Annotated in this window: 17 protein-coding genes and 1 tRNA gene; 5 read left to right on the top strand and 13 right to left on the bottom strand. The window is 70.6% G+C overall.

The features are described 5' to 3' along the window. Positions 1-17: 17 nt before the first annotated feature. The 7 genes from ACFWHU_RS29675 to ACFWHU_RS29645 all read right to left on the bottom strand — a co-directional run bounded on the left by ACFWHU_RS29675 (position 18) and on the right by ACFWHU_RS29645 (position 6,265). Positions 18-908, bottom strand: coding sequence for a carbohydrate ABC transporter permease (locus tag ACFWHU_RS29675; RefSeq protein WP_387228540.1), 891 nt, complete (start codon positions 906-908; stop codon positions 18-20). Next, the gene (locus ACFWHU_RS29670; protein WP_387228580.1) at positions 905-1,954 is read right to left on the bottom strand and encodes a carbohydrate ABC transporter permease; all 1,050 of its coding nucleotides are present in this window, start codon (positions 1,952-1,954) and stop codon (positions 905-907) included. The genes ACFWHU_RS29675 and ACFWHU_RS29670 overlap by 4 nt, the downstream gene beginning before the upstream one ends. A gap of 5 nt (positions 1,955-1,959) precedes the next feature. Further along, the gene (locus tag ACFWHU_RS29665; RefSeq protein ID WP_387228538.1) at positions 1,960-3,309 is read right to left on the bottom strand and encodes an ABC transporter substrate-binding protein; all 1,350 of its coding nucleotides are present in this window, start codon (positions 3,307-3,309) and stop codon (positions 1,960-1,962) included. Between the two features lie 171 nt (positions 3,310-3,480). Beyond that, positions 3,481-3,553 (bottom strand) — tRNA-His (locus tag ACFWHU_RS29660). Between the two features lie 126 nt (positions 3,554-3,679). Next, positions 3,680-4,273 (bottom strand): oligoribonuclease, encoded by a 594-nt coding sequence (gene orn / locus ACFWHU_RS29655; protein ID WP_385797434.1) that lies wholly within the window; start codon positions 4,271-4,273, stop codon positions 3,680-3,682. A 10-nt stretch (positions 4,274-4,283) separates the two neighbouring features. Further along, the gene (locus ACFWHU_RS29650) at positions 4,284-5,504 is read right to left on the bottom strand and encodes a helix-turn-helix domain-containing protein (RefSeq protein ID WP_387228535.1); all 1,221 of its coding nucleotides are present in this window, start codon (positions 5,502-5,504) and stop codon (positions 4,284-4,286) included. A gap of 449 nt (positions 5,505-5,953) precedes the next feature. Next, positions 5,954-6,265, bottom strand: a complete 312-nt coding sequence (locus ACFWHU_RS29645; RefSeq protein ID WP_385797440.1) for a hypothetical protein — start codon at positions 6,263-6,265, stop codon at positions 5,954-5,956. Between the two features lie 375 nt (positions 6,266-6,640). On the opposite strand from ACFWHU_RS29645, the gene ACFWHU_RS29640 reads away from it, so the two are divergent. Continuing rightward, complete coding sequence (locus ACFWHU_RS29640; RefSeq protein ID WP_078077224.1) at positions 6,641-7,162, top strand: universal stress protein; 522 nt, start codon at positions 6,641-6,643, stop codon at positions 7,160-7,162. A gap of 91 nt (positions 7,163-7,253) precedes the next feature. Here ACFWHU_RS29640 and glmS read toward each other — a convergent pair whose 3' ends face one another. The 3 genes from glmS to ACFWHU_RS29625 all read right to left on the bottom strand — a co-directional run bounded on the left by glmS (position 7,254) and on the right by ACFWHU_RS29625 (position 10,436). Then, positions 7,254-9,083 carry a glutamine--fructose-6-phosphate transaminase (isomerizing) gene (gene glmS / locus ACFWHU_RS29635; RefSeq protein WP_147875395.1) on the bottom strand — a complete coding sequence of 610 codons (1,830 nt, stop codon included), beginning with the start codon at positions 9,081-9,083 and terminating at the stop codon, positions 7,254-7,256. Between the two features lie 68 nt (positions 9,084-9,151). Further along, positions 9,152-9,433, bottom strand: a complete 282-nt coding sequence (locus ACFWHU_RS29630; RefSeq protein WP_242574553.1) for a hypothetical protein — start codon at positions 9,431-9,433, stop codon at positions 9,152-9,154. 88 nt (positions 9,434-9,521) lie between these two features. Continuing rightward, complete coding sequence (locus ACFWHU_RS29625; protein ID WP_385797445.1) at positions 9,522-10,436, bottom strand: DUF4429 domain-containing protein; 915 nt, start codon at positions 10,434-10,436, stop codon at positions 9,522-9,524. 334 nt (positions 10,437-10,770) lie between these two features. Here ACFWHU_RS29625 and ACFWHU_RS29620 point away from each other — a divergent pair, with 334 nt between their 5' ends. The 3 genes from ACFWHU_RS29620 to ACFWHU_RS29610 all read left to right on the top strand — a co-directional run bounded on the left by ACFWHU_RS29620 (position 10,771) and on the right by ACFWHU_RS29610 (position 13,685). Continuing rightward, entirely contained in the window at positions 10,771-12,369 is a 1,599-nt protein-coding gene (locus ACFWHU_RS29620; protein WP_385797685.1) for a beta-N-acetylhexosaminidase, read from the top strand. Positions 12,370-12,548: 179 nt separating this feature from the next. Continuing rightward, positions 12,549-12,848: a hypothetical protein gene (locus ACFWHU_RS29615; protein ID WP_385797448.1), complete on the top strand. Its 300-nt coding sequence runs from the start codon at positions 12,549-12,551 to the stop codon at positions 12,846-12,848. 132 nt (positions 12,849-12,980) lie between these two features. Continuing rightward, on the top strand, positions 12,981-13,685 hold the full coding sequence (locus ACFWHU_RS29610) for a lysophospholipid acyltransferase family protein (protein WP_387228532.1): 705 nt from the start codon (positions 12,981-12,983) through the stop codon (positions 13,683-13,685). A gap of 34 nt (positions 13,686-13,719) precedes the next feature. Here ACFWHU_RS29610 and ACFWHU_RS29605 read toward each other — a convergent pair whose 3' ends face one another. Together ACFWHU_RS29605 and ACFWHU_RS29600 are read right to left on the bottom strand one after the other, a co-directional pair. After that, positions 13,720-14,598, bottom strand: a complete 879-nt coding sequence (locus tag ACFWHU_RS29605) for a siderophore-interacting protein (protein WP_387228530.1) — start codon at positions 14,596-14,598, stop codon at positions 13,720-13,722. A 3-nt stretch (positions 14,599-14,601) separates the two neighbouring features. Continuing rightward, positions 14,602-15,627 (bottom strand): ABC transporter substrate-binding protein, encoded by a 1,026-nt coding sequence (locus ACFWHU_RS29600; protein ID WP_385797457.1) that lies wholly within the window; start codon positions 15,625-15,627, stop codon positions 14,602-14,604. Between the two features lie 149 nt (positions 15,628-15,776). Here ACFWHU_RS29600 and ACFWHU_RS29595 point away from each other — a divergent pair, with 149 nt between their 5' ends. After that, the gene (locus ACFWHU_RS29595; protein WP_385797460.1) at positions 15,777-16,130 is read left to right on the top strand and encodes a VOC family protein; all 354 of its coding nucleotides are present in this window, start codon (positions 15,777-15,779) and stop codon (positions 16,128-16,130) included. 432 nt (positions 16,131-16,562) lie between these two features. Here the strand turns inward: ACFWHU_RS29595 and ACFWHU_RS29590 are convergent, their stop codons facing one another. Continuing rightward, positions 16,563-17,717, bottom strand: coding sequence for an acyl-CoA dehydrogenase family protein (locus ACFWHU_RS29590; RefSeq protein ID WP_359812806.1), 1,155 nt, complete (start codon positions 17,715-17,717; stop codon positions 16,563-16,565). Position 17,718 lies beyond the last annotated feature (1 nt).

Here is a 17,718-nt window from a genome sequence, read left to right as displayed (position 1 = left end):
TCGAGGAAAACGCGCGGTCAGCCCTTGACCGCACCTGTCATGATGCCACCGACAATATGCTTGCCGAAGATCACGAAGGCCAGCAGCAGCGGCAGCGTACCGAGCAGCGCGCCCGCCATGATCACCGACTGGTCGGGAATGTAGCCGCGCCCGAGACCCGTCAACGCGACCTGCACGGTCGGGTTGCCGTTCTGCGTGAGCGCGATGATCGGCCAGAAGAAATCGTTCCAGGCCATCACGAACGTCAGCATGCCGAGCACCGCCATCGCGGGCCGCGCCGCCGGGAGGACGACGTGCCACACGACCCGCCAACTGCTCGCCCCGTCCACGCGCGCCGCCTCGACCAGCTCGGTCGGCAGCGCCTGGAGCAGATACTGCCGCATGAAGAACACCCCGAACGCGCTGACCAGCGTGGGCAGGACGACGGCCTGGAGCCGGTCGGTCCAGGACAGCTCGGCGATCAGCATGTACAGAGGGACGACGCCGAGCTGCGGCGGCACCATCATCGTGCCGATCACCAGCAGCAGGAGCAGCTTCTTGAACCGGAAGCGGAGCTTGGCGAAGGCGAAACCCGCGAGCGTCGAGAACAGCACCGTCCCGGCGGCCACGGTCCCCGCCACCAGGACCGTGTTGAACAGCGCCGTACCCATGTTGGCGTCGGTCCAGGCGATACGGAGATTGCGGAAGAGATTGCTCCCGAACCAGAACGGCGGCGGAGTCTGTGCCAGCCGGGTGGTGTTGCGGGACGCCGCGATCGCGGTCCAGACGAGGGGGAACAGGGAGCCGGCGGCGAACAGGGTCAGCACGGCGTAGGTGATCCGCCCCGCGTGCCGGTGCCGGTGGTGCTGCTGCCGGTGCCGCCCGGCGCCGCGCGGCGCCCTCCATGTCCGTGCTCCGCTCTCCGTCACGAACTCCTCCGCAGCCGACGGGCGAGGAGCCGGTTCACCGCGCCGATGATCAGCAGGATCAGGAACATGGCCCAGGCGATGGCCGAGGCCCGGCCGAGATGCAGATTCACCCAGCCCTGCTCGTACAGATAGAGCCCGAGCGTCTGGAACTGGTGGTCGGAGCCGCCGGTCGCGCCCGCGCCGCCGTTGAACAGCAGCGGCTCACCGAAGAGTTGGGTCGCCCCGATCGTCGAGACGACACAGGTGAAGAGGATCGTGGGCCGCAGGGACGGCAGCGTCACATGGCGGAACTGCTGGAGCCGCGAGGCCCCGTCGAGCGCCGCCGACTCGTACAGCTCGTCGGGGATCGACCGCATCGCCGCCAGATAGATCAGCGCGTTGTAGCCCGTCCACCGCCAGACGACGATGGTGGAGACCGCGAGCTGGGACGTCCACGTGCCGTTCTGCCAGTCGACCGCGTCGAGACCGGCCAGCCCCAGACCCCAGTTGATCATTCCGTGGTCGCGGCCGAAGATCAGGACGAAGACCAGCGTGGCCGCCGCGACACTCGTGGCGTACGGCGTCAGGACGGCCACCCGGAAGAACGTCGAGCCACGCAGCCGGTGGTTGAGCAGATGCGCGACGCCCAGCGCGATCAGCAGCTGCGGGACGGTCGAGAGCAGCCCGATGGTCACGGTGTTCCGCAGGGCGTTCCAGAAGAACGAATCGGTCAGCAGCCGCGAGAAGTTGTGCAGCCCCACCCACTCCATGTCGTCGGGCGAGGTGAGTTCGACCCGGTGCAGCGAGGCCCAGCCGGTGTACAGGAGCGGGAAGAGCCCGAAGACGGCGAAGAAGAGGAAGAAGGGCGCGACGAAGGCGTACGGGCTCCACCGGGTGTCCCAGCGGTGCCACCGGCCGCGCCGCTCCCGCTCCCGGTCCGCCCGCTCGCGGTCCTCCCGCCGCTCACGGTCCTCCCGGTCGCCGTATCCGCCGCCGGGGAGCGCCGCCGCGCCCTCCTCCCACCCGGAGGGCACCGCCCTGGTCGCGTCACCCGCCACGCCGGCCATCTCGCTCACTGGTCCAGCGCGTTGTCGATCGCCTTCACCGCCGCGTCCCAGCCCTGCCGGGACGATCTGCCCTTCTGGTCGACCTGGAGCATGCCGATGTCCGCGAGGTTCTGGGCGATGACCAGGTCCTTCGGGCCCACGATCTGGACCGGTACGCCTTGCGCCGCGTCGGCGAAGATCCGCCCCATGGGCGCGTTGCCGAAGTAGGCGTGCCGCGCGCCGGAGACGGCCGGCAGGTCGTACGCGGCCCGTGCGCTCGGGAAGCTGCCGCGCTTCTCGAACAGCTTCGCCTGCTGCTCGGGCGCGGTCAGCCAGGCGACGAGCCTGGCCGCCGCCGCCTTGTTCCTCCCGGTCTTTGGCACGGTCAGGAACGAGCCGCCCCAGTTGCTCGGCCGGGGCGCCGCAGCCACGTCCCACTTGCCCCGGCCCGCCTCGCCCGCCTTGTCCTGGATGTAGCCGAGCATCCAGGCCGGACAGGAGACGGTCGCGAAGGTCGCGTTGGCGAAGCCCTGGTCCCAGGCGGGCGTGAACTGCTGGAGCCTGCCGGTCAGCCCCGCGCGGGCGAACTCGGCGGCGGTGTCCCAGGCCTGCCGTACGGCCGGGTTGGTCTTGTAGACGACCTTGCCGCCCGCGTCGTAGAAGCGCTTCTCGTGCCCGCCGGTGATGGCCGCCATCACCCCGGCCGCCGAGTCGACGAAGACCGTCCCCCGGGGCGCCCGCGCCTTGTACCGCTTCCCCGCCGCCAGGTACTTCCGCCAGTCGCCCGCCCACAGCTTCCCCACGGCCGTACGGTCGGTGGGCAGCCCGGCCTTGGCGAAGAGGTCCCTGCGGTAGCAGATGCCCTGCGGCCCGATGTCCGTACCGAGGCCGACGGTCTTCCCGCCGGAGGTGGTGGCCTGCGACCACTTCCAGGGCAGGAAGCTGTCCTTCCGTACGCCCTCGGTCCGGCCCAGGTCCATGAGCTTGTCCGCCTGGGTGGCGGTGATCTCGGCGATGTTGTTGACCTCGACGGCCTGGATGTCGGCGAGCCCGCTGCCGCTGCCCAGATGGGTCAGGAGCTGCGGGTAGTAGTTCTCGTTCCGCTCGATGGACGTCTGCTTGATGACGATGTCCTTGTTGAGCTTCATGTACTCGTCGTAGAGCCCGGCCTCCTTGAGGCCGAAGGCCCCGAAGACGCCCACCGTGAGCGTGGTCCCGCCGCCCCCGCCCCCGCCGCCGCTCGTGCCCCCGTCGTACGCGGCGCTGCCCGAGGGCTCGGCCGGGTCCTCGGCGCAGCCGGCCAGCGGCCCGGCCCCGAGCGCGACGACGGTCACCAGGCCCGCCAGCCGCCGGGACGCGCGGGAGTGTGTGCGCATGACGTCCTTCCTCGGACCGGCCTCGGACGGGGGTGGACCCGGCCTCGGACGGACATGGGAGCGCTCCCATGAGGGTCGAGCGTCCCCGCTCGTACGGGAGGTGTCAAGGGACCGGGCGGCGACACGACGAAGGGCCGGTCCGCTCGCGCGAACCGGCCCTTGTTTCGTCAGGGTGAGTAACGGGACTTGAACCCGCGACATCCTGGACCACAACCAGGTGCTCTACCAGCTGAGCTATACCCACCATGCCCGGTCAATTCTCTGCCCGACCGGCCGAGAAAAAGTGTACAGGGTCCGTGAGGGTGCTCGCGCCCGAGTTACGGCGGGCCCGCGGACCGCCCCCGGTGAATCCGGCGGCGGACCCCGCGGCTCACAGCACGTGCTTCGCCGCGATCGCCTTCGCCGTGTCCGAGTCCGGGCCGGGCTGCGGCACGAAGACCGCCTCACGGTAGTAGCGCAGCTCCGCGATGGACTCGCGGATGTCCGCCAGCGCCCGGTGGTTGCCGCCCTTCTCCGGGCTGTTGAAGTAGGCGCGCGGGTACCAGCGGCGCGCCAGCTCCTTGACCGACGAGACGTCGACGATCCGGTAGTGGAGGTAGCCCTCCAGCTCCGGCATGTCCCGCAGCAGGAAGCCGCGGTCGGTGCCGACCGTGTTGCCGCACAGCGGCGCCTTGCCGGGCTCCTTGACGTGCTCGCGTACGTACGCCAGCACCCGCTCCTCGGCCTCGGCCAGGGTCGTGCCGCCGGCCAGCTCGTCGAGGAGGCCCGAGGTGGTGTGCATCTGCCGCACCACCTCGGGCATCGTCTCCAGCGCCGCGTCCGGGGGACGCACGACGATGTCGACCCCCTCGCCGAGCACGTTCAGCTCCGAGTCGGTGACCAGCGCGGCCACCTCGATGAGTGCGTCGTCCGTCAGCGAGAGCCCGGTCATCTCGCAGTCGATCCACACCATTCGATCGTTCATGCGCCTTACCCTACGGTGCGCTCCTCTGACCGGGCAGGCTCGGGCGGCCCTGGCCGGCGGCGAAAGCCTCCGAATAGGACTTGACCGGCTCCTGCACCGTCGACGAGGCCGTCGCGGAACCGGACGGCGCCGTGGCCGTCGCCGTCCGCCGCGCGTGCGGGGACGACTGCGACGGCACGACCTGCTCCACCGCCGCAGGCGCGAGCTGTTCCCCGTGCGGACGGCGGGCCCGGTAGGCGGCCCGGTACGCGGCGGGGGACGAGCCCAGCTGACGCCGGAAGTGCCCGCGCAGCGCCACCGGCGAGCGGAAGCCGCAGCGGCCGGCGACCTCGTCGACCGAGTAGTCGGAGGTCTCCAGCAGCCGCTGCGCCTGGAGGACGCGCTGCGTGATCAGCCACTGCAACGGCGCGCTGCCGGTGAGCGAGCGGAAGCGGCGGTCGAACGTTCTGCGGCTCATATAGGCGCGGGCGGCCAGAGTCTCCACGTCGAACTGCTCGTGCAGATGCTCCAGCGCCCAGGCCACGACCTCGGCGAGCGGGTCGGAGCCGATCTCTTCTGGTAAAGACCTGTCGAGATAGCGCTCCTGACCGCCACTGCGCCGCGGCGGGACGACGAGCCTGCGCGCCAGTGCCCCGGCGGCCTCGGTCCCGTGATCCGTACGCACTATGTGCAGACACAGATCGATTCCGGCCGCCGTGCCCGCGGAGGTGAGCACATCGCCGTCGTCCACGAAGAGTTCGCGCGGATCGACATGGACGGACGGATACCGCTTGGCCAGCGTCGGCGCGTACATCCAGTGCGTGGTCGCCGGGCGGCCGTCCAGCAGACCGGCCGCGGCGAGCACGAACGCGCCGGTGCACAGTCCGACGATGCGGGCGCCTTCCTCGTGCGCGCGGCGCAGCGCGTCGAGCGCCTCGGGCGGCGGCGGCGAGGTGATCGACCGCCAGGCCGGGACGACCACCGTGCCCGCTCTGCTGATCGCCTCCAGGCCGTACGGCGTGGTGAGTTCGAGGCCGCCGGTGGTGCGCAGCGGGCCTTCCTCCCCACCGCACACGAGCAGCCGGTATCGCGGGACCCCGGCATCCTGACGGTCGATGCCGAACACGGAGAGCGGGATGGAGCTCTCGAAGATGGGCCCACCACTGAACAGCAGCACTGCGACGACTTCTCGGCGACGGCGGCCGGAAAGCTTTCGTGCTGACTCCGGTGCGGCAATGGAGTCCTGGCTCATGGCGCTAAGCCCCCCTCGGTGTTCTCGTCTCCCCGTTCGTGTCGGGTCTTTCGCTCCTGCACGATTCCCCTCGGTTTTGCACGGGACCCCAGTCTTCGATACTCATGATCGAATCTACTGTGTCCCGTGGTGCCGGCGTGACAAGTTCGCTATCCAGCGCTATGTCGACAAGGCAACTTGGCGCGAAGCATTCGATCACGAAGCGTTCCACTCAGGCGGCTCACAGGGAAGTGCGCCTCACGCGCATGGCCCGTCCCCGTAGGCCGTTCGCGGCCGGAAAGGACCTCTCTGCCCTGGTGGCAAGGGGGTTGACAGGCCATTTCACCAAGGATCGGTCGCAGGGGTGAAGTTGGCTGAAAACTTACGGGTGTGCGGGCCCGGAAGCGGCAGTCCCCCGGCGTACGTCAGTCATGTGGCCGCGCGCCCCGGCGCGCCCCCGGGACTTGGCGTTACCCGCCGTTACGCCGGGCCCGGACGGTCCGTTCCGAGCGGCGCAGCAGCAGCCGGCAGACCGCCGTCACGGCGACAAGTCCGAGCGCCGGTACGGCGGCTCCGCCGACAGACGTACCGAAAACGACAAGCACCACGGGTACGAGCAGACAACTGAACGCTGCCCAGCGAACCACATCGCTCGCGGAGTCGGTGGAATTGACGGAGAGGGTGGAGACGGCGGAGGTGACGGAGGCGGTGGACGCGGCCGGGGCGGCCGACGCGGAGTCCGGTCCCGAGGGGGAGTCGTGGTGGTGCGGTCGTACGGACACGTGAGCTCCCTGGTGACGAGGGTGGCCGTGGTGACTGGAGTGACCGCAGCCATCACGGGGGACCCATGATCAACGAGGCGTCCGGCCGTCCGGTCACTTACCACCCCCCGGGTGGCCCGCCCCTCGCGTCCCGGTGCGCGGCCCCTGGAGTGTCCCTGTACGCGTCCCTGTGTACGGGCCATCCGGCGTTGCGATCCCTGACGGGCTCGGGCATGCTCCCTGGAACGCCGCGTGTGCCGCGGCGGCGCATGGGCAGAAGAGGAGTGTCGCCGTACCCTTGGGGGTAAGGGGTTGGGAAGATGATTCCCAGACACAGCTCCGTTGCCACGTCAATTGTTGCTCCTTCACACAAGGACCCTCTTCGCCGAGACATCGATGGCCGGTCACGAAATCCCCGAACCCGCTGACCGCGAGCAGCTGACCGACCCCGCGTCGGACCTGCAAGCGGCGGAAGAGACACGCCATTCCTGCGATCCCGCCTTCCGGCACGGAGTGGTGGTCGGCTTCGACGGCTCGACCTCCAGCGAGCGCGCGCTCGCGTACGCCATCGGCATGGCCCGCAGACTCGGCTCGGCACTGATCATCGTCCATGTGGCGAACCGGCTGCCCACCACCGTCTGGGCGGGCTGCGAGCCCCCCGTCTTCGTGGACGTCCCGGACCACCGCACCGAGGTCCTCGGTCTCGAACTGGCCTGCGCCGACTACCTCACCGAGGTGCCGTGGATCCTCGTCGAGCGCGGCGGTGACATCTGCCACGAACTCGAAGAGGTCGGCCAGGAGTACTCGGCCGACGCGATCGTCGTCGGCTCCACGCACGGCATCGTCGGACGCATCTTCGGCACGGTGGCGGGGCGGCTGGCACGACGGGCCCAACGGCCCGTCGTGGTCATCCCGTAGCCCCGCCTCCCGCGGCCGTACGGATCAGCGGCCGTGCGGATCCGTTTCCGTACCGACTCGGCGTCAGTTACCCCTCCACCGGGACGGGTTACTACTCCACCGTCACGGACTTCGCGAGGTTGCGCGGCTTGTCGATGTCCCGGCCCAGCGCCAATGCCGTGTGGTAAGCGAGCAGTTGGAGCGGAATCCCCATCAGGATCGGGTCCAGCTCCGTCTCGTTCTTCGGCACCACGATCGTCTGGTCGGCCTTCGGCTGCTCCTGGTGCGCGACGGCCAGGATCCGGCCGCTGCGCGCCTTGATCTCCTCCAGCGCCGCGCGGTTCTTCTCCAGCAGGTCGTCGTCCGGCACGATCGCCACCGTCGGCAGCGCCGGCTCGATGAGCGCGAGCGGTCCGTGCTTCAGCTCGGACGCCGGGTAGGCCTCGGCGTGGATGTAGGAGATCTCCTTGAGCTTCAGCGAGGCCTCCAGCGCCACGGGATAGCCGCGTACCCGGCCGATGAACATCATCGACTTCGCGTCCGCGTACTCCTCCGCCACCTTCTTGATCTCCGCCTCGGACCCCAGGATCTCCTCGATCTGGGCGGGCAGCCTGCGCAGCCCCGCGATGATCCGCTTGCCGTCGGCGACCGACAGATCGCGGATCCGGCCCAGATGCAGCGCCAGCAGCGCGAACGACACCACCGTGTTGGTGAAGCACTTCGTGGAGACGACACAGACCTCGGGGCCCGCGTGCACGTACACACCGCCGTCGGTCTCGCGGGCGATCGCCGAGCCGACGACGTTGACCACGCCGAGCACGCGGGCGCCCTTGCGCTTGAGCTCCTGCACGGCGGCCAGGACGTCGTACGTCTCGCCCGACTGCGACACGGCGATGTAGAGCGTGTCGGGGTCCACGACGGGGTTGCGGTAACGGAACTCGGAGGCGGGTTCGGCGTCCGCCGGGATCCGCGCCAGCGACTCGATCAGCCCGGCTCCGATGAGACCCGCGTGGTACGAGGTGCCGCAGCCGAGGATCTTGATGCGCCGCACCCCGCGCGCCTCCCGCGCGTCCAGATTCAGGCCGCCCAGGTGCACGGTCGAGAACCGGTCGTCGATCCGGCCGCGCAGCACCCGGTCCACGGCGTCGGCCTGCTCGGAGATCTCCTTGTGCATGTACGTGTCGTGGCCGCCCATGTCGTACGACTCGGCCTCCCACTCCACGGTGGTCGGCGTGGCCGAGGTGCGCGAGCCCTCGGTGGTGTACGTACGGAAGTCGTCGGCCTTGATGGTGGCCATCTCGCCGTCGTCCAGCGTGACGACCTGGCGGGTGTGGGAGACCAGCGCGGCGACGTCGGAGGCGACGAACATCTCCTTCTCGCCGATGCCGAGGACGACGGGCGAGCCGTTGCGGGCGACGACGATACGGTCCGCGAAGTCGGCGTGCAGTACGGCGATGCCGTACGTGCCCTCCACCAGCTTCAGCGACTGGCGGACCTTCTCCTCCAGCGTCTCGGCCTGCGAGCGCGCGATGAGGTGGGTCAGGACCTCGGTGTCGGTCTCGGAGAGGAACACGACACCGTCGGCCTCCAGCTTCACGCGCAGCTCGGTGGCGTTGTCGATGATGCCGTTGTGGACGAGGGCGACCTTGTTCTCCGGGTCGAGGTGCGGGTGCGCGTTCTCGTCGCTGGGGGCGCCGTGGGTGGCCCAGCGGGTGTGCGCGATACCGGTGGTGCCGGCGAAGCGCTTGGGGACGCGGGACTCCAGCTCACGGACGCGGCCCTTGGCCTTGACCATCTTCAGGGCCGCGGGCTTGCCCGCGGCCGCCTTGCCGGTGATGACCAGGCCCGCGGAGTCGTAGCCCCGGTACTCCAGCCGCTGCAGGCCCTCGAGCAGCAGTGGAGCGACGTCACGCCTTCCGATGTAACCGACGATCCCGCACATATCAGTCTCTGCCCCTCCGTCAATGTCCAGTGGTGTCATGAGGCCGGGTGAGCGGCCCCACGGTGCGCTCAGCCGTAGACGATGCGCCGGAGCTGTCTGAGGGACAGCTCCGGCGGCGCCACCGCGCGGTGCGGCAGTTCGGCCGCGATCCGTTCGAAGATCTCCGGGTTCTGGGCACCGCCGGCCTGGAGCTCGCGGTGCCTGCGCCGGACGAACTCCTCGGTGGTCTCGTCGAAGTACGCCAGGACGTCCAGGACCACCCTGGCCGCCTCGCCGCGCGGGAGCGCGGTGCTGCGGACCAGATGGTCGACGAGGTCGTCGTGGGACGAGGGTGAACGGCGTTCGAGCACCCGTAGATACTGCGGGCGAATCGGGCTCTTTGCAAGAATCCTGCCCGATATCGGGCAGGAGTGTTCATGATCTCCCCCGAGAGGCCGTTCAGAGACGTTTCAGCACGGCCTGCTTGGCGGTCGTGAACTCCTCCGCCGTCAGGATCCCGGCCTGGTGCAGCTCGCCCAGCTCCCGCAGCCTGCGCAGCAGCGCGTCATGATCGTCACCACTCGACTGCGCGGCAACGGGAGCGGTCGCGGCGGCCGGCGCGGGCACGGCGTCGGCGGGCTCTGGCCTCTTTGCCAGGAGGGCGGGCGCGGCCTCCGCGTTCGGGTGCGGCAGCCGGGCCACCACGGCGGCGGCCACCAGCGCCATCAGCGGGTCCTTGCGGAAGCCGTACAGCTCCACGGCGTGCGGGTCGTACTTGGGCGCCGGGGAATTGCCCCTGCCGACCCGGAAGCGCAGGAAGCCGTTCTCCATGCCGGCGCTCGGCCGCCACTCCACGCCCTCCACATCGCCGAGCGAGAGGGTGGTGGTTCCCCGCGAGGACTTCGACTCCTCGGTCTTCCAGTTCCACTCCAGCCGGATCTCCTCCCCGTCGAAGGTGGCCGTCCCGTCGCCCGCGCCCATGGTGATCGGCAGGGCGGGGCCGGGCAGCAGATAGCGCTCGCTGGGACCCGTGTCGACCTCCTCGAGCAGCAGGGAGTTGCGCACCTCGTCGACGAAGTACTCGGCGACGCCCGCGCGGTCGTTCTCCACGGTCAGCCGGTACGGATCGGAGCCGTCGTCCAGCTTCCCTCCGGCGACCCTCGTGAGTGGGTCGGCGCCGTCGCGCAGCCGCAGCCTGAGCCGCCCGGACTTGCGGCCCGGCTCGAAGGTGATGCCCGCCAACGCCCGGAGCGGCACGACGACTTCACCGAGAGACTTGCGCAGCAGACTCACGCGCTTGTCGCTGCCGGGCACTATGCGCACCGCGTCGCCGTCGAAGGTCCAGGTGCCGTCCTTCTGGATGATTTCCGCCATGCGCCGATTCTTCCATCGAGGCGCCGAGAAATGGTCTACACCTTGACCGCTGACGGGGCGTCGGGTTCCGATGGGGAGGTTCGGTTGCTCCGCACCACAGTCCTGACTTCCCTGAAGGGGCAAGCCTGTGAGACAGCACGGAACGTCCCCCACATCCCCCACACCCCCCGCGTCCCGCGCCTTTTTCGCGTCCCGCGCGCCCGCCACCCCGGCCACGTCACCCGCCTCCCGGCGCCTGCGCGCGCCGCTGCTCGTCGCCGTCGCCCTCTTCTCGTGCCTGGCCGCCTCCGGCGGTGTCGCGAGCGCGGACCCCGGAGACGGTGGCGGTGGCGGTGTGGGCGGCGGCGGAGGCGGTGGTGGCGGTGGCGGCTGGCGTACGGCGGCCGGAGCCGCCCAGACCGTCCGCCCGCTCGGCGACGTCGTCCCCGCGCCCGCCTCGGTGCGGCCGGGCGGGACGCCGTACTCCATCACCGGCTCGACCCGCATCCGGGTCGACGACTCCCGCGAGGCACGGAGCGTCGGCACCTATCTGGCGGGGCTGCTGCGGCCCTCCACCGGCTACGACCTGCGGATCACCGACGACCACCGCGACCGGGGCCGTGATCACGGCCGCGGCGACGACGGGATCCGGCTGCGGCTGGTGTCCGGCGACCGCGACCGCGCGCTCGGCGACGAGGGCTACCGCCTGGAGTCGGACCGGGACGGCGTCACCCTCACCGCCCGCGAGCCCGCCGGACTCTTCCACGGCGTCCAGACACTGCGACAGCTCCTGCCCGCCGCCGTGGAGCGCGACAGCAGGCAGCGCGGCCCCTGGAAGGTCGCCGGCGGCACCATCACGGACAAGCCGCGCTACGCCTACCGCGGCGCGATGCTCGACGTCTCACGGCACTTCTTCGGTGTCGAGCAAGTCAAGCGCTACATCGACCAGTTGGCGCTCTACAAGATCAATACCTTGCATCTGCACCTCTCCGACGACCAGGGCTGGCGCATCGCGATCGACTCCTGGCCGCGCCTGGCCACGTACGGCGGTTCGACGCAGGTCGGCGGCGGCCCCGGCGGGTACTACACCAAGGCCCAGTACCGCGAGCTGGTGCGTTACGCCACGTCCCGCCATCTCGAAGTCGTCCCGGAGATCGACATGCCGGGCCATACGAACGCGGCTCTCGCCTCGTACGCCGAGCTGAACTGCGACGGTGTCGCGCCGCCGCTCTACACCGGTACGGCCGTCGGCTTCAGCTCGCTGTGCGCGCCCAAGGAGATCACGTACGACTTCGTGGACGACGTGGTGCGCGAGCTGGCCGCGCTGACGCCCGGCAGATATCTGCACATCGGCGGCGACGAGGCGCACTCCACCAGCCATGAGGACTACGTGGAGTTCATGCGGCGGACGCAGGCGGTGGTGGGCAAGTACGGCAAGAAGGTGGTGGGTTGGCACCAGCTGACCGGCGCCGATCCGGTGAAGGGCGCGGTGGCGCAGTACTGGGGCTACGACGCCACGGGCGCCGCCGAGCGCGCGCAGGTCGCCGAGGCGACGAAGGGCGGCACGAAGCTGATCCTCTCGCCGGCCGACCGGGTCTATCTGGACATGAAGTACGACCGGAACACCCAACTGGGCCAGTCCTGGGCCGGGTTGGTGGAGGTGGACCGCTCCTACGACTGGGATCCCGCGGCCTATCTCGCCGACGCGGGTGTCGCTCCGGGCGCGGTGCTGGGTGTCGAGGCGCCGCTCTGGTCGGAGACCCTGTCGACCAGCGACCACATCGAGGAGATGGCGTTTCCGAGGCTGCCGGGTGTCGCGGAGATCGGCTGGTCCCCGCAGTCGGCGCGGGACTGGGACACGTACAAGAACCGCCTCGCGGCGCAGGGCCCGCGGCTGACGGCTCTGGGGATCGACTACTACCGCTCACCGGTGGTGCCGTGGCCCGCCGAGTGACCGAGTCCGTCCGCGCGGACCGGTGGTAGGAGGCGGGCGCCCGTGAGGGAACCGTGCACGAGCACGGGCGCCCGCTCTGGCCCGAGGGTGACGCGGCGCGGCTGGGGCCACCTCGGTGGTGAAGGTGGCGTCCGGGCCTCACGACAGTCCTCACGACGGGCCTCGATAGGGTGCGGCGCATGTCTGTGAACATTCATCTCGCGCTCCGCGTCGACAAGCTCGAATCCCTCGAACAGGCCGAGACGGTCAAGGCGGCGCTGGCGGAGGTTCTGCGGGAGCACTCGATCGACCGCGATGTGCGGCTCCGGAAGTTCCGGGAGCCGATATCGGTGAAGGTGACGACGGGCAGATGGCCGTTGAGCGTCCGGGGGTTCGGGGCGTGGAGCACCGCGTTCGAGCGCGACGTGACGGTGGCGGTCCACGGCGTCGTGCCGTCGGCCGCGATCGATGTGGAGTGGGGCTACCCGGACGAGGACTGAACGCGGCCGTGCGGCGGGCGGGTCGGCGGTTGAGTACGCGTACTCACGCCGCCGCCCGCGCTCCCGGCGACCATGGGAGCGACCGCACGCCGTCCATGAACCCCGTCCACCCCGGAGCCCCGGAGGCCCCTCATGCTCAGCCGCACAGCCGCCGCACTGGTGCCGTTCTTCGGGCGCCTCACGGTCACGCTGGACGGGGCCGCCGACCTGGCGCCCGGGAGCATCGTCGCCGCGAACCACACCTCGCTCAGCGATCCGGCGATCGTGCTCGCCGCGCTGCACCGGGTGGGCGTGGAGCCGGTCGTGATGGCGGCCGCCGGGCTGTGGCGCGTTCCGCTCCTCGGGCGCGCGCTCGCCCATGACGGGCACGTGCCCGTCCGCCGCGCCGACCCGCGTGCCGCCGCCTGCCTCGAGGACGCCGCCGCCGCTCTCGCGCGTGGCCGGCTCGTCGTCATCTACGGCGAGGGCGGCATACCGAACTTCGAAAGCGACACCGAGACGCCTCCCCACCCGTTCCGCAGCGGCCTCGCCCGCCTCGCCGCCGCCACCGGCGCACCGGTCGTGCCTCTCGGACAGACCGGGGCCCGGAGCATCATGTCGGGCAGCGGCCTGGGACAGTTCACGGGCCTGGCGAGCGCGCCGCTGCGCCGCCCGGAGCTTCGCGTGCACATCGGCGCCCCGGTGCGGCTGACGGGCGATCTGCCGACCGCGACGGCCCAGGCCCACGCCGCGGTCACCGCCGCATGGCAGACCGCGGGCGGCCACGCCGTGACGCCCCCGACCCCGGTTCCGGCCCCGATTCCGGCCCCGGCCCCGGTGATGGAAGCGGCTGCCTGACGGCGACCGGACGCACCGTACGCGCGGCCAGGGCCTACTCGCCCTTCGCCGCTTCCTCCCGCAACTGCTCCTCGCTCAGCCCCCGCCGCCAGTAGCCCACGAACGTGACGTGCCGGCGATCCAGCCCGCGCTCCCGTACGAGATGGCGCCGCAGCTCCTTCACCGTCCCCGCCTCGCCCGCGAGCCACGCGTACGGCGAGGCGCCGGGCAGTTCGGCGGCGCGTACCGCCTCCAGGGCCGAGGGCGCGTCCTCGTCGCGCGCCAGCCAGTGGACCGTGGCGTCGGCCGCCGTCGGCAGCTCCATACGGTCGGCGGCGTACGGCACGTCGAGCCAGACCCTCGTCTTCGTCCCGGCGGGCAGCCACTCCAGGATCGCGGCGGCCGCGGGCAGGGACGTCTCGTCCGCCCAGATCAGTACGGAGTCCGTACCGGCCGGGGGCCGGAAGCGGACCGCCGTGTTGTCGGCGATCGCCGGCCCGAGGACGAGCACGCGGTCGCCGGGCGCCGCGTCGTCCGCCCACCGGCAGGCCGGTCCGCCGTCGGGGTGCAGGGCGAAGTCGATGTCCAACTCGTCGGGGTCGCGGCGCTGTTCGCGCGCCGTGTACGAGCGCATCACGGCCCGCACGTCCTCCGGAAGCGCCCGCCAGGCCGCCCACCAGTCCTCACCCTCCTCCACCGGGACCACGGGCGCCGGCTGCCCCGGCCGCGGCAGGAAGAGGGACAGGCTCTGGTCGCGCCCGCCGGCGGCGAAGCCCGTGAGCCCCGCACCGCCCGTCGCGTTGCCGGGGCTCGTGTCGCCGCCGAACGTGACGCGGACCAGGGACGGGCCGAGGCGACGGGTCTGTACGACCTGGAGGGCGAAGAAGCGGAACGGGGCGGTGCCCGCCGCCGTCCCGCGCGTCGCGGTCGTCATGGGTCAGGCGACCTTCCTGACCTTCTCGATGGCGTCGGCGAGGTCTTCCAGGATCGGCGCGCACTTGTCGTACGAGTAGATCGGCTCCGTCACGCGGGCGATCACCTGGCCCGCCTTGACGGCGGGCAGCCGCGCCCAGGTCGGCTTCGACGTCAGGGCCTCGGGCTGGAGGGCAGAGGAGCGGTTGTCCATCATGATGATGTCGGCCGGGTACTTGTCGACGTTCTCCCAGCTCAACTCCTCGAAGAAGCCCTGGGCGTTCACCTTCGGCTCGACGAACCTCACACCCAGTTCCTGGAGGTAGAGGGTGTCGGCGGACATCTTGGCGAGGGAGACGTAGAACAGGTCCTGGCTGGCCGAGCCGATCATCACCCTGATGTCCGGCTTGGACTTCGCGGCCGCCCGCAGCCGGCCCGCCGCCTTCTCGAACCTGGCCTTGGCGTCGGTCACCTTCTTGGCCTTCAGATCCGCGCCCAGCGACTCGGCGAGATCCGCGTGGCGCTGGATCGCCTTGGGGACGGTGGTCTCCGCCGCCAGGAGCGCCACGCTCGGGGCCAGCTTGAGGATCTTGTCCTTGGACTGCTCGGGGACGTACCAGAGTTCACCCTCGACCCACTGCGTGGTGACGAGCAGGTCCGGGGCGAGCGCCGCGTACTTCTCGACGTTGAACTCGCCCCAGACATTGCCGAGTATCTCGACCTTGGTGACATCGAGGTCGCCCGCCTGGATGTCCGGCTTGCCGCCCTCGGTGGTGGTCGGTCCGAAGACGCCCTTGACCTCGATCCCGTAGTCGTGGAGCGCGGCGGCGGTGCCGGTGAAGGCGACGATGTTCTTCGGGACGCCGCCGGACTCGGCCGTCTCGCCGCGGTCGTCCTTGAAGGACCACGGCCCCGACTTCGCGTCGCCGCCCGCGTCCGTGCTCTTGTCGTCACCGCTCCCGCAGGCGGCGAGCGCGACGCCGAGACCGACGGCACCACCGACGGCGAGCACGCCGCGACGGCTGAGGGGCGAATGAAGGGCGTTGGGCATGTCGATGTCCGCTTTCGTACGCGCCGAGGACCGGCCGATGGGTGGTTCAGGTAGGTTAGCCTAACCTTTCTTACCTTTGCGTACGGGGCGGGTGTCCGAGGTCCGGGGCAGAGTGGGGTGGTCGTCCCACCTCTCCCCAGGAGTCAGCGATGTCGATCCGCCGAGTCGTGCCCAACGTCCAGGTGCAGCCCGAAGGGCTGGCACGGAGCCGGGAGTTCTACGGTCTGCTCGGCTTCGAGGAGGTCATGAACCAGGGCTGGATCATGACCCTCGCCCCACCGTCCGCCCCCACCGCCCAGCTCAGCTTCCTTACGGAGGACGCGACGGGGCCGGTCGTCCCCGACATGAGCGTCGAGGTGGACGACGTGGACGCGGCGTACGCCGCCGTAGTGGCGAGCGGCGCGGAGATCGTCCACACGCTGCGCGACGAGGAGTGGGGCGTGCGCCGCTTCTTCGTACGGGACCCGGCCGGGAGGGTCGTGAACGTGCTGGAGCACCGCTGAGGGGGGCCGTCCGGCGGGTGTGGGGGTTTCGGGTTCGTTGGCCGGGGTCGGGGTTCGGGGTCTCCGGAGGGGTATGTCCGGACGGCGTGATTTACGGCGCGTGCAGGGCTCGTTGGACCCGCTGACCCATCTTGTCCACGCGCCACAAATCAGCCCAAGTGTCCGAACACACCCCTCCTGCGACCCCGCCCCCCTCACGCCGCCACGGGGCGCTGTTCACACCCCACCGGTCCGCGGGCTGGAAGGGGGACGCGCAGGGGTCGTGGCCGGACACTCAGGCTGATTTGTGGCGCGTGGGGAGCCCGGTTCCCTCGGGGCCAACGAGCCCTGCACGCGCCGTAGATCATGCCGTCCGGCCATGACCCCGGAGCGGCACCCGGCCACCACCGCAACCCACCCAGCGCGCCGAAGGCGACCCCGCCGGGGAGGGGGCTACAGCCCCAACTCCCGTGCGATCAGCATCCGCTGGACCTCGCTCGTGCCCTCGCCGATCTCCAGGATCTTGGAGTCGCGCCACATCCTGGCCACCGGGTACTCGTTCATGAAGCCGTAGCCGCCGTGGATCTGGGTGGCCTCGCGGGCGTTGTCCACCGCCACCGTCGAGGAGTAGAGCTTCGCCAGCGCGGCCTCCTTCTTGAAAGGCTCGCCGTGGACCAGCCGGGAGGCCGCGTCGCGCCAGCCGAGGCGGGCCATGTGGGCCCGCATCTCCATGTCGGCGATCTTGAACTGGATGGCCTGGTTCGCACCGATCGGGCGCCCGAAGGCGTGGCGCTCCTTCGCGTACTTCACCGACTCGTCCACACAGCCCTGCGCCAGACCCGTCGCCAGCGCGGAGATCGCGATGCGGCCCTCGTCCAGGATGCGGAGGAACTGGGCGTACCCGCGGCCCTCCGCGCCGACCAGGTTCGTCAGCGGCACCCGGACGTCGGAGAAGGACAGCTCGCGGGTGTCCGAAGCGTTCCAGCCGACCTTCGAGTACGGGGCCGCGACCGTGAAGCCGGGGGTGCCGGACGGGACGATGATCGAGGAGATCTCCGGCCTGCCGTCCTCCTTGCGGCCGGTGACGGCCGTGACAGTGACCAGTCCGGTGATGTCCGTGCCCGAGTTGGTGATGAAGCACTTCGAGCCGTTGATGACCCACTCGTCGCCGTCCCGTACGGCCGTGGTGCGCGTGCCGCCCGCGTCCGAGCCGGCCTCGGGCTCGGTCAGGCCGAAGGCGCCGAGGACCTCGCCCGAGCACAGGCGCGGCAGCCACTCCCGCTTCTGCTCCTCCGTACCGAAGAGGTGCAGCGGCATCGCGCCCAGGGAGACGCCCGCCTCGAGGGTGATGGCCACCGAGGAGTCGACGCGGGCCAGCTCCTCCAGAGCGATGCCGAGCGCCATGTAGTCGCCGCCCATGCCGCCGTACTCCTCCGGGAAGGGCAGGCCGAACAGGCCCATCCGGCCCATCTCGCGCACGATCTCGTACGGAAACTCGTGCCGCTCGTAGAAGTCGCCGATCTTGGGCGCGACGACGTCCTGCGCGAACGCCTCGACGGTACGGCGCAGTTCCTCGTGCTCGGGTGAGAGCCGGTGGTCCAGGGACATG

This window comes from Streptomyces sp. NPDC060366 (assembly GCF_042725135.1).
Lineage (GTDB): Bacteria > Actinomycetota > Actinomycetes > Streptomycetales > Streptomycetaceae > Streptomyces.
Note: the sequence above shows the minus strand (reverse complement) of the source record. Positions and strands in the feature narration are given on the sequence as shown.

Coding starts and splice junctions, on each gene's coding strand:
- ACFWHU_RS29605 (WP_387228530.1), bottom strand. CDS start 14,598: ATGACGACCGCGACGCGCGGGACGGCGGCGGGCACCGCCCCGTTCCGC.
- orn (WP_385797434.1), bottom strand. CDS start 4,273: ATGAACGATCGAATGGTGTGGATCGACTGCGAGATGACCGGGCTCTCG.
- ACFWHU_RS29670 (WP_387228580.1), bottom strand. CDS start 1,954: ATGGCCGGCGTGGCGGGTGACGCGACCAGGGCGGTGCCCTCCGGGTGG.
- ACFWHU_RS29600 (WP_385797457.1), bottom strand. CDS start 15,627: ATGCCCAACGCCCTTCATTCGCCCCTCAGCCGTCGCGGCGTGCTCGCC.
- ACFWHU_RS29665 (WP_387228538.1), bottom strand. CDS start 3,309: ATGCGCACACACTCCCGCGCGTCCCGGCGGCTGGCGGGCCTGGTGACC.
- ACFWHU_RS29595 (WP_385797460.1), top strand. CDS start 15,777: ATGTCGATCCGCCGAGTCGTGCCCAACGTCCAGGTGCAGCCCGAAGGG.
- ACFWHU_RS29615 (WP_385797448.1), top strand. CDS start 12,549: ATGTCTGTGAACATTCATCTCGCGCTCCGCGTCGACAAGCTCGAATCC.
- ACFWHU_RS29650 (WP_387228535.1), bottom strand. CDS start 5,504: ATGAGCCAGGACTCCATTGCCGCACCGGAGTCAGCACGAAAGCTTTCC.
- glmS (WP_147875395.1), bottom strand. CDS start 9,083: ATGTGCGGGATCGTCGGTTACATCGGAAGGCGTGACGTCGCTCCACTG.
- ACFWHU_RS29625 (WP_385797445.1), bottom strand. CDS start 10,436: ATGGCGGAAATCATCCAGAAGGACGGCACCTGGACCTTCGACGGCGAC.
- ACFWHU_RS29640 (WP_078077224.1), top strand. CDS start 6,641: ATGGCCGGTCACGAAATCCCCGAACCCGCTGACCGCGAGCAGCTGACC.
- ACFWHU_RS29590 (WP_359812806.1), bottom strand. CDS start 17,717: ATGTCCCTGGACCACCGGCTCTCACCCGAGCACGAGGAACTGCGCCGT.
- ACFWHU_RS29610 (WP_387228532.1), top strand. CDS start 12,981: ATGCTCAGCCGCACAGCCGCCGCACTGGTGCCGTTCTTCGGGCGCCTC.